Source organism: Citrobacter amalonaticus (genome assembly GCF_018323885.1).
GTDB classification, from domain to species: domain Bacteria; phylum Pseudomonadota; class Gammaproteobacteria; order Enterobacterales; family Enterobacteriaceae; genus Citrobacter_A; species Citrobacter_A amalonaticus.
Genome location: NZ_AP024585.1, coordinates 2822120 through 2837239 on the forward strand (window position 1 = coordinate 2822120; position 15120 = coordinate 2837239).

The following is a 15120-nucleotide window of genomic DNA, read 5'->3' on the forward strand; positions in this document are numbered from 1 at the left end:
TTAATAGTGTATCATATAGCCCTTACCTGGAGGGTTCATGATGGAACAATACGATTTCAAGAATGCTACATATCAGATTGGTAAACACGAAGCTGGGCACTGGTTGGCTGCATTCAAATTAGGATGGAAGCCGCGAAACATAGAAATCAGAGTTCCTTTCCATGAAAAGGGACATTTCGGATCAACGCTTACCAGTTTTAAAACGTCTCTGACTAGTATTGCCGATGTGCGTAGCTATGCGTTGGGGCGAGTTAAAATTTTATATTCAGGTGCTTATGCTGAGCATTTTGATGGTAAAGAATTCAATTTTGACAGTATTTTAAGCGATTTCAAGCCAGGAGGTGGGGCGTACTCTGACTATTGGAAAGCCGAGGAAATTTATTTTTTCTATCACAACTGTCTCGAGCATTCTGCGGGTTGGGAGGAAGAGTTCAAACCCATAATTTATGATGTGCAAATGATGGTTCAAATGCATTTCAATTTCATAAATAGCGTAGGATTACATCTGGCGGAACTGGCTCACCAGCCAGGTGATGTTATTACCATGCCAGGTGAAAAGCTTGTTGAGATCTTCAATAGATCTAAGATTTCCTTGCCTGATTTTTCATGAATGGTGATACTTTTCGCCTAAGCCAACCCTAAATAGTTGGTTAATTTGGAGATGCAGACAAGTAGCGAATTGGAGATCCAACTTATCAAAAGCTGACGCGTTGCGATTACCCGAGGCGGCCGATAAAATTTGCCCACAATATGTAAACTTGTCAGAACCACTAAACATCCGCTCTTGGCACACAGCAGCCTTTTAGACATTAGCACTCCGTCATGGGGTGTCGGGGGTCGGAGGTTCAAATCCTCTCGTTCCGACCAAAATTCCCCTTAAGAACCAGCCTTTTACGGCTGGTTTTTTTATGCCTGAAATTTGTACGGGGTGAAACTGGGGTGAAATGGGGGAATTATTCTGACATAAGTTGCCCAGGAAATACCGGAACAGCCACTCGCATATCCTCTTCTATACTTTCAGTCTGACCGACTGGAGGTTTCCTATGTGTGGACGCTTTGCACAAGCACAGACCCGTGAAGAATACCTGGCATATCTGGCCGATGAAGCCGAGCGTGATATCGCTTATGACCCTGAACCTATAGGCCGGTACAACGTGGCGCCCGGTACCAAAGTCTTGCTGCTCAGTGAACGCGACGAACAACTGCATCTGGATCCGGTGTTCTGGGGATACGCTCCCGGGTGGTGGGATAAACAGCCGCTGATTAATGCGCGCGTTGAGACTGCGGCCACCAGCAGAATGTTTAAACCTCTGTGGCATCATGGGCGGGCTATTGTGTTCGCAGATGGTTGGTTTGAGTGGAAGAAGGAAGGCGACAAGAAACAGCCATACTTCATCCATCGCTCCGATGGTCAGCCGATATTCATGGCGGCGATCGGCAGCATACCGTTCGAACGCGGAGATGATGCCGAGGGATTCCTGATTGTCACGTCAACAGCTGATCAGGGACTGGTCGACATTCACGACCGACAGCCACTGGTTCTGTCGCAGGAAGCTGCAAGGGAATGGATGCGCCAGGACGTAGGCGGGAAAGAAGCTGAGGAGATAATTGCCGTCGGAACAATCCCCGCCGACAAGTTCATATGGCACGCGGTGTCACGTGCCGTGGGAAATCCAAAGAACCAAGGTAAAGAGTTAATAGCACCTCGTTAGAATATTTCTCAACTGATCGAGTAAAATATTACTCATCCATCAAGTCAAAAAGAAGTTCACTGTCTGAATATAAACATGGCATGTTATTGAAATAATCATCCGGTCTAATCAACTCTCTTTTCAGATCAAATCCCATCCCATCATTCTTCATTTTCCAAAACTTCAATTTGCGTTTTTCTGAAACCATTGCCTTCATCACTGCATAAATAGTTACGTCTGGACATTTATAGCCAAATATAATTGACTTAATTGGGGGAAGTGAATTTCCAAGACCTATAGAACTGAATATTCTCCACTCCGATTCATATCTCCACTCTCCAGATTTTGTTAATAAGCAGACCTGTTTTATTCTTGAATCATTACCGGGATTATCCAGCCACTCGCTTATTTCACTTGTTAAAATTTTTCTTGAACCACCATATATAACCTCATGGACTTGTTCAGCGCTCACAGAATTCATATCATATTCAATACATAGCCCTTTGTGTTGATTTGCATAATGCGACCACATTAATGGACTATTGAATTTTTTACTAAGACACAATACGCCTTTTTTGAAAGCATTCACAATTTCATCTTGAATAACATCAGTATAACACCTTTCCAAGTATTTATTACGATGTATAGATTCGAACTCTGTTGCGGAATACTCAAAGTCAGAGAGTGCTTGCTCAACCTCACTATTAGCAAGAAGATAAGCTCTTTGAGCAGTCTTCTCCTTAGGGAATTTCAACTTTTTTAGACTGTTTGCAAATTGCTTTTCAGCTTTCTTCAATATTATTCTTGAGCAGACGCTTCTTAAGCTTGATAATTGCAAGTCATTTACAACAATAGGCTGACAATCCAAAGGATCATTGAAATTAGATGGGTCAGAATAATAAGCTTGTTGCATACAAATAAGATTAAGGGTATTTTCACTAAAAGTTAAATACTTATAGAGGTGTTCCGGTTTATTAGCCATCAAAGCTATTCCTGAAAAATGAGGATGTTTTTACTTTACAATAAGTAAATCACTAAATCGAGTTGTATATCTTGGTGATAACATCTCCCGCTTCATCTGCCATTTCTGCTCGATGCCCTGTCCTGCAAAATACAGCGTCCCTCTCCCGCCTTTGGCATTGAGTTGATCCAGCACTTCCATCAACTTCTCGCTGCCGGCGCGCGGTGCATTGTCATCAAACAGGTTAAGCTGTGCGACACCCTGGCTGAAGAAGTCTCCCAACATTACTCCTGCTTTCTGGTATCGGTGTCCGTCTTTCCAGATGGCATCAAGGCATCGTGTGGCCGCTGCTATGATGTCCCGGCTGTCTTGCGTCGGTGTCAGCAGCTTAACCGATGCGCTGTTACCGTAATATGGCTCATTAAGCGCAAATGGCGATGTTTTAACGAACGCGGAGATGAACCGACAATACTGGTGTTCTCCACGCAACTTCTCCGCTGCCCGCGACGCGTAGCTACAGATAGCCTGCCGCATTGCATCGTATTCAGTGACACGTTCACCGAAAGACCGACTGCATACAATCTCTTGCTTAACGGGGGCAAACTCTTCCAGTTCAAGACACGGTTCACCGCGCAACTCGCGCACAGTCCTTTCCAGTACCACATTGAAGTGCTTTCGGATAAACCGGATGTCGGTATCAGCCAGGTCGAGAACCGTCTTGATCCCCATAGCCTCGAGCTTTTTGGTAATGCGGCGGCCGACGCCCCAGGTCTCATCAACAGGAAGTGCCGCCATCAACTTGCGCTGCCGATCAACGTTAGACAGGTCAACAACTCCACCAGTCTGTCGTTGCCACCTTTTCGCAGCGTGATTTGCAAGTTTCGCCAGCGTCTTTGTCTGCCCTATTCCCACACCAACAGCAAGTCGTGTATTGCGATACACAGCATCCTGCAGTTCCCTACCAAAGTCCTCCAGTACACGGCAGTTCCGCACGCCGGTAAGGTCACAGAAGGCCTCGTCTATTGAGTATATTTCGCAGCGCGGCGACATCTCTTCGAGCGTCGTCATCACCCGGTTTGACATGTCAGCATAGAGCTCGTAATTGCTGCTGAAGCAGACAACACCACACCGCCGGAACAGTTCCTTCTGTTTGAAATACGGGTCGCCCATTTTTACGCCGAGAAGTTTTGCTTCAGTAGAACGCGCAATCACGCACCCGTCATTGTTCGACAGCACAACAACCGGTTTTCCTTTCAGATCGGGCCGAAACACCGTCTCGCAGCTCGCATAAAATGAATTTACATCAACCAGGGCAAACATCAGATCACCGGGCAGTCGTCAAGCTCGACACTACGGGCATCGTTAATGATATAGGTCACCACTCCCATAATGAGAGTTTCAGACGTCAGCATCTGATGCCGATCCGGAGAGTTGAGATCTTCAATGCATCGCACCGGAGAGAACCGTAGACGCTTAAGTCTAAGCTCATCGTTTAGCTGACATACGACAATGGAGCCATCAACAGGAGTCGCGGCGCTGTCCACAACGAGCATTGCATCTTTCATGATGCCTACCCGCCAGATAGTTTCCGCAGACTGCATGATGTAAGTCGATGTTGGTCTGGGGATCAATTTACTGTCGAGAGAAAGCCTTTCAACTGCATAATCTGATGCTGGAATGTGAAAACCCATATCGCCCCCTTCTATTGACACTGGATATAAAAACAGTATAAATACTGTATATCCAACCAGTAAAGAGGGAAGGGAAAATATGTTTGTTGAGCTGGTTTATGACAAGAGAAACGTTGCAGGGTTGCCTGGTGCAAGTAGCATCATTCTGGCAGAACTGACAAAGCGGGTGCACAGGATTTTTCCCGATGCCGAGGTGAAGGTAAAGCCAATGCAGGCTAATGCTTTAAACAGCGACTGCACCAAAACTGAGAAAGAAAGGCTGAACCGTATGCTTGAGGAAATGTTCGAAGAATCTGACATGTGGCTGGTGAGCGAGTGAACTATGGACAGCTTGATCATATCGGGGATCAGAATCTATTTCCCTAAACCCGGTGAGCGTCTCCCCACTCCACCGGATAACATGCGCAACTTTGCCATCAAGGGTACCGTAGGTGAGCGCTGTTGCATCCTGGCATTTCTACGAAAAAATTGGCAAGTTCTCTCGCTTCCTGAATACGAGCATACAGGAGCGGCCATCATGGAAGCGGTAAGGCAGGGAAAGCAAAACTGGAGATAGAGTTCGCGTGGGAAAGGGGCCAACCGGCCCCTTCAGTTAATTAACCCGTCAATGCAGTTTTCAACATTTCGATCTCTGCCTTCAGGTGTTTCACATACCCCAGCAAGTCCATCACGATCGGGTTGTTGTCTACCGACGGACGGTCGCGAGTTTCCTCTCCGATCTTATTGCCATCTTTGTCCAGAATATCAGCGGTTGGCTCACTGTTATGCTTGATGTACTGCGGCGCAACCTGTTCAGCTTCTTCCGCTATAAAGCCGAATCGCTCTCGGTTCTGTTCGTCGTCGTTATAGACGAAATTGACCATACGAAGCGCATCAATGCGGCCTACTGCTTCCGCTAGATCGGCATCCTTGACACTATGTTTATACGCAAGTCCTGATGTACCTTGTAAGGCAATCGTACCAGACGCCGACGGCATGTTGATGACAATCTGTCCTGTGTTCACCCCGTTACGGCGTCTCTTGATGAAGTAAGCTCCGTAGTTACCGTCTAGTGCAAAAGACCACCATTTGCCAACCCCATCAGCATCGGCGGACCTGCGATCTTCAACAATAAAGGATGAGAATTCATCGCCGGTGATTTCCACATTACCGGTTGGATTTATAACCCCGGAATAATGAAAGCGACCGTCAGAAGATACCACATCCCCATTGGAGTTGAACCACCATAGGTAGGAGTCATTAGCTGACGCGGCGGCAAGCTGTGCCCTGGCTCGAATGCCAGAAGCTAACTCGGTATATTGTGCTGTTAATGACAACGCGGACGCCATAGTACCGCCGATTTGGTACTCACTACGAATTGCGCCGCCATTGGTAGTTGTGTTAACAGGTGGCGCTACGTCATCGCCGTTGTAAACCGTCCATGACGTGTTAGCCGCCGTGAAGCCGCCGGACGCGCGGATGATCCAGACACCCACAAAAGAGTTAGGCCATACCTGGTTAGCGCTACGCCCATATACAGGGTTACTGTCGGACGCTTTAAATGATAGCAACTGCAACGCTGTGGCTAGCGTGCCGTTGAGGCTAATAGGTCCGTACTGTCCTGTTGTTCCGGTTGATGTGGAGAACGCGCCACCACTCCCAACTAGGTTATTATTTAATTCTCCCGCTGGCGCTCGAACTTGCCGGAAGTTTAATGTACCGGCAATGTCAGGTGCGGCGCTTTCGTATACGTTACCCGACGGCAATAACCCTCCCTGATCGCCTCTACCGAAAAGTCCCGGTATAGATCCACTTTGCACACCGTTAAAGTCTGGCACACGGAAAGTCGTCGCCCCGTCGCCGTCGGAGTAGTTGCCGCGCTTGCCTGGGTTAGCTAACCAATCCGCGTCCGAAATCGGTGTGTGCATCTGAGCATGTGCCCATAACTCGGGCCAGTCTGCACGGTTCAGGATCTGCCCGTCCGCCACTACCGACCAGGCCGGAATAAATGCGCGACTGGTCCACAATGCAGGCTGGCCAACACCGAAGTTTTGCACCCCGTTTAGTGTTGGACCAAGACCACCACCGGCACCAACCATATTCTCAACCTGGCGTAATGTTGGCGCATCGTATGGGTTGACCGCATCCCCTGCCAGCGGAGTAGACCCGATTGGGCGCACATTAAGCCAGGCGGCGGCACGGTCCGCAAGGTCAGACAGGTTCAGCGATTTTACGAGAGCTTCTGCAGGGTTATGTGAGGCCGCGTCTTCAGCGGATTTCCTCGCTTTCTCCGAATAGTGAAGCGCTGAATATTCGTTACCTGTTACCGGGTTATCTTCCGGGTTAAGCGCATATTTTCGAGCCAGTTCCTTATAGCCTTCGGCATTCGTTTCACTCTCGGCAGCATCAGCGGCTGAGCCCTTCGCACCAGTTGCAGCAGTGGTTGCTGTCTGCGCATCAGTTGATACCTGCTGAGCAGTGTCAACGACAGTGTTTTTATCGGTTTCAACCTGCTGTGCATCTTCTTTGATTTGTGCAGCAAGTTGATCGAGATACTCAACATCCAGTGTGTTCAGGATGTTTGCAATACTTAACCACGAGGGACCAGTGAAGGAGGAGCCATCCGGCAACATGACGGTGATATGACCGTCCACACTGAATACAGCCTGCCAGTTTTGTTTGTCGTAGTTCAGCCCACGCAATGCCTCGGTGCTCTGCACCACCAGCGCCGCCGTAACCTGGTTCTGTGTGGCACGTGGTACTGCATTCCACGCAGAACCTTGTTGTGTCGGTCCGGGATATTTGCTGATGAGGGTGATTTCAGTATCACCTTCAACGGACTTAACCGGCAGCGTATAAGTTACACCCCCAACAATAACGACAACGAAATCACCTGCGGTCAGTTCCGTGGAAAATGAGGTACCTGCCCCGGAGACCAAATCTGAGTTATTGGTCAGGGTTAACGTTCCTGCTGACATATTATTTCCTCAATACATGGGGGGAAGGACAAGAATTGGCATACCAATATTTTGGTTAAATGTGGCATCCCAACCGCTAACGTCATAGTTCCCGAAAACACGGTTATAAGCCGATCGGATACTTCCACCAGACATGACGATCCCTTTAGTACGCACATTGGCGACCCCGTTAACCATCCTTGTCTGCGCTCCGGTGCAGGTAAGATGGCAATATCCGCCACCAACTCCTTGAAATGAATCAGTTAACTGAATGGTGCGGTCATAGACCATTGGTCGCTTTAGTGTTGAAAACGTCACCTGACCCGCTGGATTTGTCATAGTTATGCCATCACCACCGACCGGCGCAGTCTGATTAAAGATTGCAAGGTCAATTGTGACGGATGCTGTAACATCATCCGTTCCGCTATAAGAGATACTCCGTACAATGATGCTGGTCCCGTCGAATGCAACAGAAACATTTGGATTATCCCATTTGCCAAATGGAATACCTGAAACTGGTAGCGCCGCGCTTCCGTTTACAGTAATTCGGCCTGTATAAGCACAAGTCATCAATAATGAACGATTCGAAATAGCGGTAAAATCTGTTGAATTGGCTACCAGAATCCCTTCGTTATATGTAGCGGCAGGAAGAATTTCGAGAAATGTTGCGTCAAAATCTACCTTCTCGCCATTCCTGAACCCTTTTTTACCAAAGTTAATATTTACCGATGAATTTCCATTCCTTGTTACGGAAGACATAAAATAAATATTTGGAGGATTTGTAAAATTCTGAATTACAACAGGCCTTTGTGCAATGGTAACAAGCTCTGAACCCGCAGTCATGGTAACAGGGACACTGTAACTGGAACCTCCACCATCTCCATATTGCCCGGATATTGCGCCACAATAAGAAGGGGCACGAAGCCCTGCTGTAATCGCCATCACCGGGCGACCATCGTTATAATCAATCAGAATACCTTCCGGCATAATTCACCTACCATTTACCAACAACGACTCGCCCACCACCAGACAGATTCACAGTAATTCCATTGCCGTTAATAACGACCGTATTGTTCACACCGTTAAATGCAAACTGGCCGCTGGTCGCATACAGTTTCCCATGGAATTCACAGTCACCACTCTTATCAATATTCCAGCCACGTGTTCCGGCGAGGAAATTATTCGAGCGAATATAGTTTGCAATTTTGGCATTGGTGATCGTTCCGTCCTGGATAAACGCCGAACTAATAAACACCTGGCCGTTTACAACGGCAAATGGTGAATACTGAGTCGTTCCACTACCGCTCATCAGCACAAACTGGTTGGCGTTAAAACCGATTCGGGTAATCACGGGCTGACCAGCCTGCGCCAGCACAGCAATCGACATCCCGGCGTTGTACATCACGCCATTGATTCGCACACCAGCCTTCAGTGTATGAATTGCCGTCGCCCCGTCCGCATCAACTACCGCGGTGAGCTTGTCCTCCAGCGTGGCGGTCACATCTTCGATCTGTGCCTGAACCTGGGTAGATAATTCAGCCATCGCTTTATCAACATCAGCGATGGTTGTTTTAACAATCAGGATATCCGCACGGACCTCACCCAACTGTGCCCACTGATGCTCAACGGTCGCATGATTCGCCAGAGCATTTTGCAGGGCAGCTTCCAGACTGGTGTCAATGTCTCCGGTCAGGCGATCGCCATCTTCGGAAGTCAGGAAACCATCCGCAATATCGCCGAGATAGTCATCGGCGTTATCGTTGGACATGCCGCGGATCCAGTCGGTATATCCCGATTCGTTTCCGGTCTTATCCACCAGCTGCGCGCGGTACCAGAATTCCTGCCCTGCTCTCAGCCCGAGTTGTGTGTATTCCGATGAAGGATACGGCACATCAGAAAGCAGCAACGGATCTGAAAAATCACTGTTCGCGGTATACTGAACCTCCGTTTTCAACGTATCCGCAGTGTTTGCCGGGAACCCCCAGTTCAGACGAATACCCCAGTTGATGCCCGTTGCCATAAAACCAACCGGCTTCGGCGGGTTACCGACCTTACCCTTCAGTGTTTTCTCTTCCGAGTAACCCCATCCGGAGGAGATCTCCGCGGCGTTAATGGCACGCACACGCACCAGGTAGCGCCCGGCATAAATCCCCGTAACATCGAAAGACGTGGTGGAACTGCGCGGTACGTTTACCCAGTTGCCATCATTGCGGCGCCACTGTGCCTCATAAGCGATAGCATTGGGTGCCTGGTCCCAGCTGGCACGCATCGTCTCGACGCTGATACCCTGCTGAACAACGGAAAACGAACTGATAATGATGTTTTCCGGCGCATGCTGATTACCCAGAGGAACGACAGTGACAGGCCGCTGATCAATGATGGCGCCAGTATCAATGCGGGCGTATTTATCCGGATCATGATAAGCCCCGGAAATTGTGAATGTGCCATCGTTATTGTCGGCCACACTCACAACGCGGTACTGCTGCGCATAGAGCTCATCTGATTCAGCAACCCATACACATTCGGCCTGCGGTGTTTCTCCGTAGGCTGTCGTGACTGTAATGGCTCTGCCGTTCACCGCCTGTACTGTTCTGGCCTGCGACACGCCGGAAGGCAGGTTCACAATAAGACGGTTACCGGGAGCGATATCGGCCACACGATCCAGGGTGAGAACCCTCCCGTTCACCGAACTGATACGACCGCCGGTGACTTTACCCGACAGCATTTCATCAGCGACCGCAATGACGTAACCTGGTTGCGGGATATTACCGTCCAGACCAACAGAGAAAGTCACTACCCGATCTTTGTTATTGGTCAGGATCCCCCAGCGGCCCTTACGGTTTGCCTCCGATTGCCGGGTGCAGCCGATTGCAGTGAGCTCGAGCTGATTGAAGCCGTACCGGGCAACAAGCGACTGTTCAAACACCGGCTCCATCGCGTCCGCATAAGCATTATCCGGATCGGACCAGGAGACCAGCGCAGTTGTATAGCGGTTTTTTGTCGTGCTGCTTGAATAAACAAACTGCCCGTCAATGACGTTGGCGCGTGTATAGGTGTAATCGATATCGCGGGGCATGTCAGCCAGCGCCACTATCTGATCGCCACCCCAGTAAGTCATCCCGCGGAATATGGCTGCGAAATCCCGCAGCACGGTGTATGCCTCATTCCGGTTCTGCACATAGACGTTGCAGATATAACGGGGTTCGGTACCACTGCCACCCTTTCCATCCGGCACCGGCTGATCGCAATACTGTGCAACCTGATACAACGTCCATTTATCAATGTTTGCCGCCGTCAGGCGATTACCCAGACCAAAACGATCCGTCACAATCAGATCGTAAAAAACCCATGCCGGGTTGTCTGTCCACGCCCATTTAAACGCGCCGGTCCATGTACCGCCGTAGGTCCGGGTTTCAGGGTTGTAATTATCCGGCACGCGGATCACGCGCCCCCGTGGCTCGCAGGAAATCTGCGGAATGGAGCCATTAAACTGACTGGAGTCAAATTCAATGTAGAGCAAAGCGGTGTTCGGATAGCGCAACTTGGCATCGATCACCTCGGTGTAGCTTTGCAGCGTCATCGCATCGCCAATTTTTGCACTGTTGGCATCAGCGGTGATTTTGCGAAGTCGCACTGTCCATGTTGTTCCTGCCTGCGGCAGAGCAATGCGATGGCTGCGCTCATAACCTGATGTGGTTTTCCCGGTCACACGCGTATTAATCACTGTCTGCCATGCGCCACCGTCGGTCTGCAGATCGATCGCATAATTAATCGAGTATCCGACCAGGTCGCCGTCGTCTTCCTGCCTGAAAAGTGAGGGCCATTTCAGACGCAGGCGAATGGCTGAAAGCTGGGTATTTGTAAAGGTGTGAGTCCATGCCGTACTGCTGGAGATCGCCGTACCCACATTAATTTCATTTTCGGTGCCCGGTATCCCCTGAATATATTTTTGCGCCTGAGTACCAGGACGAAATTCCCAGGCCACTCCACCGAAGTTTTTCGAACCGTCAGAGTTTTCAATAGGCGTTCCGTCAAGGTAGATGTCTTTCCCGGTCAACTGGCCTGCAAATTCGCCTTCACCCAACGCAATCAGGATTTTTGCTTTTGCAACAGACTGCAGATCATCGGGTTGTTCGGTTGGAGTGCGAGTCTTTGAACTGCCGCCCTTGCGGCCCTTAATAGCGGTTGCAGTTGCCATATCGTACCCATAAAAAAAGCCACCCTAAGGTGGCCTGGAGGAAAGTGATTTTTTATTGCTGATCTTCGACGTAGATGCCGGCGGAGATGATTGCGCCACCGATGCGCCGCTTTCCGTATAAAAGGGGAACTGGGTAACCCTGTGCGGCGGTATTCGTCACGCCACCGAAAGCGTAACTGGCCTGATTAGCTGCATCCTCTTTGCTGGCGAGACCAGCTGGTTGCGGAGAAAGCATTTGTATAACCCCACCGAGCATCATTGATGCTCCTGTACCATAAAACCATGGTGCGGCTGCAGCTGCTGGAGTAAAACTTAATACGACACCTACAACGACTAACACAGCTCCAAGTATTGTTTGTAAAACTCCTGATTTTTTGCTTCCTATTACCACAGGTACAATACGAATTATTTCGTTTGTTACAGGAAATGCTAAATCCTCTTTACTTAAATTCTTTTTGCCTCGAAAAACAGCATAAGTTATCCCTCTTTGCTTGCTGGTGTTCAGGTAATTTTCAAAGCCATTTATAGTACAACATAAAGCTCTAATAGCTTCTGCCGTAGTTGTAACAACACGATTATGTGATTTACCGAAAGTTTTACCTAAAGTTCCGCCAAGCACAATAGTAATCATAGTCATGTATTCGAAACCCCCAATAAAAAGGCCGAAATTTTTCGGCCTAAAATACAATATATTACTTGGTTCGCCACATCCTATATTGGCCCCACACTCCTTGTTCAGTAATGTATTCCTGTTCAGCCCCATCAGCAATGATATCAAGCGTCTTACGCATACCCATACTGAGGGTTGCGCAATCATTACTTACTCGTAACTTATGAGGACCTTTATCTAAATAGGCGGTTACGAACTGATTTTGACGGAGAAGAGCTAAATCTCTATCATCGATTGCAATTAAAAATTTACACATTCCCCCACTGCCACCGCCAATAAATTGTTTATTCCTGGTAATGGTAATTTTCGTTTGCTCTTTATTGTTATTAGGTGTCACTAACTCTTGATTTAAAATTTTCTCGGCTGGACCATATGGACGAGCACACCCAATCAATCCTAAAACAGCAACAAATAGAAGAATAGCTCTCATAAATACTTACCCTCAATAAAAACATCAACGTTAAAACAGATTCAATTAAAAAACTTCATATACAACCCAGGGAGAAATTTTTCACACACTTCAATATGTTCAAGAGAAAACTCCTTATATTTCTCCTTAATCGTACCAAAACTATCTGGACATTGGCCTGCATATTTATAGTAATTATATATACACGGATCAACCTTTACCTTATCAAAAGAGTGAGCTATACCATCAATCACTGTAAGAGAAGAGTTTAGATGTTGAGCAAGTGATAATTGATAGATTAACTCAGAGCTAGTGTAAACAGGTCCTAAAGCGCAAGTTTTTGCCGCGTTATTAAAAATAACTGATTTATCACCGCACTTATCGGAAGCATTGTTAAAAGCAATAGTAAGGTCGCTACGAAGATCAATATGCTTGATATCCAGTGCTGTTGACTGATTTACAATCCCTATAACTCCTAAAATAAAAATAGCGCCTACAATAATATTAGTTGTATCTAAATTCAATTCCCTGCTAAATATGCGTTCCACAGCTGCCGCCCCCCCAACACCCGCTAATATATAGCTCCCCCCTGTCCATAAATTAACTTTACAGCCTAATATTTCATTAGCACACAGCAAAATTCCAGCGACTATTAACAAAACAATTAATGCTATTTTTACATAATATAAGACATTAGCTATCATTTTAATTAAATTGCCTTTGTGATGATTAATCATCTTGCCATTATCCATCAAATAGACCGACATGACGAACTACTAAAATTGTCCTATCTTGCCAGTATCCACCATACGGGACACGCTGGCTCAAGTGTCCGTAAAGGTGATGCAGCAACATGTTACCTTCCAGCAGGATCCCGGCATGGTTCCACTTATTCGCCTGTACCTGCATGATCACCATATCACCAGGCTGAGGAGAACCTTTAAACTCCCTGAATCCGCATTTAAACCAGCACTCCTGATAAAAATTATCCGGATACTGATCTTCCCACCACGGATAATCCACGCGGTAATCGTGAAGTTCTATCCCGTGAGTTTGCCGGAAGTAGCTCATCACCAGCCCCCAGCAATCGAAGTGACCAAGAACAAACGGTCGCTCAAGCAACGGTAGCTCCCCGCGGGGCTGAATGGTCCGTAAATCACCTTCCGGCCAGCTAATGATATGCCAGGGAAGCAACGTTGCGTCACACTGAGCCTTATCCAGTTCACTCGGTTGCGTTGTTGCATCCGGATGGCTGTGAACGATGGCGATCACCGTTCCCCAGTCTTCCGCGGCCGCATAATCCTCCGGTGAAAGATGAAAATGCTCTGTCGGTTCTGCTGCCAGATTGCGGCACGGAAAGTAACGCTCAACACGGCTTTTCTGCGCCACCACACCACAGGATTCCCGAGGATACACGGCAGCGGCATGCGCCATAATGGCACTAATGGTTTTTTGCCGCATATTAACTCCTGATCAAAGAGGTACCGGGGAACCCGCCAAACGGCAACTCGTTACTTTCACCATGTCGCAGTTTGCATGCTGTCAGAGTACCGTTGCATTCATCCAGGGAAGGATCACTGACGGGCTTGTTGTTTTTGTCGAAATAGCGCGTGCCGGCGTAATCACAACCATCGCCAGAGCGATACTTATTGCGAATGCACCAGGTACACAGAGAATGCAACTGGCGCGTCGGGATCATCAGCCCCTGCAGGTCCATCGGGCTGGTCAGCGTAAATTCAACAACCTCGTTGGTCTCGCTGCTTTTAGCGTCAATGTAGAAAACCTTCAGCTTCTCCTGCGTCGGATCGGCTGTCGGGTTACCGCCAGTAAAATTTCTGGCATCAAGATACTTCGCCAGGGTGTCGTGGACAGACACTTTCGCCTGCAGAAGATCATCATAAGCAAGACACAGGGCAGTAATCGAACTATCGAGATTGGCTACGCTGAGCTTGGGTTGTGGGCTGGTGCCGTCAGTAGTTGCTTCAATGCCTTCGATCTGACATGGCCAGGCTTTATATTCATTCCCCTGCCACCAGATCGACTTTGCCGGAAGTTTACTTTCATCACCGCCGGCAGCGTCAATTTCCTCCGGTGTATACGCGACGTTATGCGCGTGAAAATGCATCACTTCAGACACACCAAACGCGGTTCCGTCGACTTCAAAAAGCCGCACCGGATTGCCAGGCTCAAGCTTCTGATAATCTGTGTGTAATGTCATGGTGCAAATGCCTGCTCGAATGTTGCTGTAATGGTCATAACCTTTTTGTTTTTGACCACCTTCCTGAGGCTGTCAGCCTCAACCCGCCACAGATTTTTATCCTCGTAAGGGGGCGTAAAAATAAAGGACTTCGTTTTATGCCGGCGTAAAAACGCGTAGATCTCCAGCGCTGTATCCGGGTTTCCTGTATATGAAAACTCATAGTGAGCACTTCATCATTCAGTCCCGATCCGCTGATTTGCGTATACCCGTCACCAAACTGCACCTTCCGGACAGCATCCCTGCTGCCCGTTGTCGGCTGACTTGCCGCCTGGATACGCCAGGTAAAAGTTTCTATTGCCATAAA

Annotated in this window: 14 protein-coding genes and 2 pseudogenes; 3 read left to right on the forward strand and 13 right to left on the reverse strand. The window is 48.2% G+C overall.

Translation table 11 applies throughout. The annotated features are described in order from the left end of the window. The first annotated feature begins 37 nt into the window (after positions 1–37). Positions 38–610 (forward strand): hypothetical protein, encoded by a 573-nt coding sequence (locus KI228_RS13340; RefSeq protein WP_224267587.1) that lies wholly within the window; start codon positions 38–40, stop codon positions 608–610. A gap of 433 nt (positions 611–1043) precedes the next feature. Continuing rightward, positions 1044–1712 carry an SOS response-associated peptidase gene (locus tag KI228_RS13345; protein ID WP_141227553.1) on the forward strand — a complete coding sequence of 223 codons (669 nt, stop codon included), beginning with the start codon at positions 1044–1046 and terminating at the stop codon, positions 1710–1712. 28 nt (positions 1713–1740) lie between these two features. Here KI228_RS13345 and KI228_RS13350 read toward each other — a convergent pair whose 3' ends face one another. From KI228_RS13350 to KI228_RS13360, 3 genes are read right to left on the reverse strand one after another with little or no spacing between them, the layout of a single operon-like run. Further along, positions 1741–2673, reverse strand: coding sequence for a DUF2971 domain-containing protein (locus tag KI228_RS13350; protein WP_141227554.1), 933 nt, complete (start codon positions 2671–2673; stop codon positions 1741–1743). A 30-nt stretch (positions 2674–2703) separates the two neighbouring features. Further along, the gene (locus KI228_RS13355; protein WP_141227555.1) at positions 2704–3972 is read right to left on the reverse strand and encodes a Y-family DNA polymerase; all 1269 of its coding nucleotides are present in this window, start codon (positions 3970–3972) and stop codon (positions 2704–2706) included. Continuing rightward, positions 3972–4343, reverse strand: a complete 372-nt coding sequence (locus tag KI228_RS13360) for a HumD family translesion DNA polymerase (RefSeq protein ID WP_141227556.1) — start codon at positions 4341–4343, stop codon at positions 3972–3974. The genes KI228_RS13355 and KI228_RS13360 overlap by 1 nt, the downstream gene beginning before the upstream one ends. A gap of 79 nt (positions 4344–4422) precedes the next feature. Between KI228_RS13360 and KI228_RS13365 the strand changes: the two genes are divergently transcribed. Next, the gene (locus KI228_RS13365; protein ID WP_141227557.1) at positions 4423–4662 is read left to right on the forward strand and encodes a DinI family protein; all 240 of its coding nucleotides are present in this window, start codon (positions 4423–4425) and stop codon (positions 4660–4662) included. A 277-nt stretch (positions 4663–4939) separates the two neighbouring features. On the opposite strand, the gene KI228_RS24525 is transcribed toward KI228_RS13365, so the two are convergent. From KI228_RS24525 to KI228_RS13410, 10 genes and pseudogenes are all read right to left on the reverse strand, one after another. After that, the gene (locus tag KI228_RS24525) at positions 4940–6421 is read right to left on the reverse strand and encodes a tail fiber domain-containing protein (RefSeq protein WP_141227695.1); all 1482 of its coding nucleotides are present in this window, start codon (positions 6419–6421) and stop codon (positions 4940–4942) included. Positions 6422–6892: 471 nt separating this feature from the next. Then, positions 6893–7300: pseudogene (locus KI228_RS24320) on the reverse strand (hypothetical protein); the annotation flags it as partial. A 9-nt stretch (positions 7301–7309) separates the two neighbouring features. Beyond that, complete coding sequence (locus tag KI228_RS13375) at positions 7310–8266, reverse strand: DUF6453 family protein (protein WP_141227558.1); 957 nt, start codon at positions 8264–8266, stop codon at positions 7310–7312. A gap of 7 nt (positions 8267–8273) precedes the next feature. Then, positions 8274–11477 (reverse strand): TipJ family phage tail tip protein, encoded by a 3204-nt coding sequence (locus KI228_RS13380; protein WP_141227559.1) that lies wholly within the window; start codon positions 11475–11477, stop codon positions 8274–8276. Between the two features lie 52 nt (positions 11478–11529). Then, positions 11530–12114, reverse strand: a complete 585-nt coding sequence (locus tag KI228_RS13385; protein WP_212807466.1) for a tail assembly protein — start codon at positions 12112–12114, stop codon at positions 11530–11532. Between the two features lie 55 nt (positions 12115–12169). Beyond that, positions 12170–12577 carry a hypothetical protein gene (locus KI228_RS13390; protein ID WP_141227560.1) on the reverse strand — a complete coding sequence of 136 codons (408 nt, stop codon included), beginning with the start codon at positions 12575–12577 and terminating at the stop codon, positions 12170–12172. Positions 12578–12618: 41 nt separating this feature from the next. Then, on the reverse strand, positions 12619–13293 hold the full coding sequence (locus KI228_RS13395) for a hypothetical protein (RefSeq protein WP_156594879.1): 675 nt from the start codon (positions 13291–13293) through the stop codon (positions 12619–12621). A gap of 7 nt (positions 13294–13300) precedes the next feature. After that, positions 13301–14017 (reverse strand): C40 family peptidase, encoded by a 717-nt coding sequence (locus KI228_RS13400; protein WP_212807468.1) that lies wholly within the window; start codon positions 14015–14017, stop codon positions 13301–13303. Between the two features lies 1 nt (position 14018). Further along, on the reverse strand, positions 14019–14774 hold the full coding sequence (locus KI228_RS13405) for a phage minor tail protein L (protein WP_141227562.1): 756 nt from the start codon (positions 14772–14774) through the stop codon (positions 14019–14021). Positions 14775–14791: 17 nt separating this feature from the next. Next, positions 14792–15117: pseudogene (locus KI228_RS13410) on the reverse strand (phage tail protein); the annotation flags it as partial. Between the last annotated feature and the right edge of the window lie 3 nt (positions 15118–15120).

Coding starts and splice junctions, on each gene's coding strand:
- KI228_RS13340 (WP_224267587.1), top strand. CDS start 38: ATGATGGAACAATACGATTTCAAGAATGCTACATATCAGATTGGTAAA.
- KI228_RS13345 (WP_141227553.1), top strand. CDS start 1,044: ATGTGTGGACGCTTTGCACAAGCACAGACCCGTGAAGAATACCTGGCA.
- KI228_RS13350 (WP_141227554.1), bottom strand. CDS start 2,673: ATGGCTAATAAACCGGAACACCTCTATAAGTATTTAACTTTTAGTGAA.
- KI228_RS13355 (WP_141227555.1), bottom strand. CDS start 3,972: ATGTTTGCCCTGGTTGATGTAAATTCATTTTATGCGAGCTGCGAGACG.
- KI228_RS13360 (WP_141227556.1), bottom strand. CDS start 4,343: ATGGGTTTTCACATTCCAGCATCAGATTATGCAGTTGAAAGGCTTTCT.
- KI228_RS13365 (WP_141227557.1), top strand. CDS start 4,423: ATGTTTGTTGAGCTGGTTTATGACAAGAGAAACGTTGCAGGGTTGCCT.
- KI228_RS24525 (WP_141227695.1), bottom strand. CDS start 6,421: ATGGTTGGTGCCGGTGGTGGTCTTGGTCCAACACTAAACGGGGTGCAA.
- KI228_RS13375 (WP_141227558.1), bottom strand. CDS start 8,266: ATGCCGGAAGGTATTCTGATTGATTATAACGATGGTCGCCCGGTGATG.
- KI228_RS13380 (WP_141227559.1), bottom strand. CDS start 11,477: ATGGCAACTGCAACCGCTATTAAGGGCCGCAAGGGCGGCAGTTCAAAG.
- KI228_RS13385 (WP_212807466.1), bottom strand. CDS start 12,114: ATGACTATGATTACTATTGTGCTTGGCGGAACTTTAGGTAAAACTTTC.
- KI228_RS13390 (WP_141227560.1), bottom strand. CDS start 12,577: ATGAGAGCTATTCTTCTATTTGTTGCTGTTTTAGGATTGATTGGGTGT.
- KI228_RS13395 (WP_156594879.1), bottom strand. CDS start 13,293: ATGATTAATCATCACAAAGGCAATTTAATTAAAATGATAGCTAATGTC.
- KI228_RS13400 (WP_212807468.1), bottom strand. CDS start 14,017: ATGCGGCAAAAAACCATTAGTGCCATTATGGCGCATGCCGCTGCCGTG.
- KI228_RS13405 (WP_141227562.1), bottom strand. CDS start 14,774: ATGACATTACACACAGATTATCAGAAGCTTGAGCCTGGCAATCCGGTG.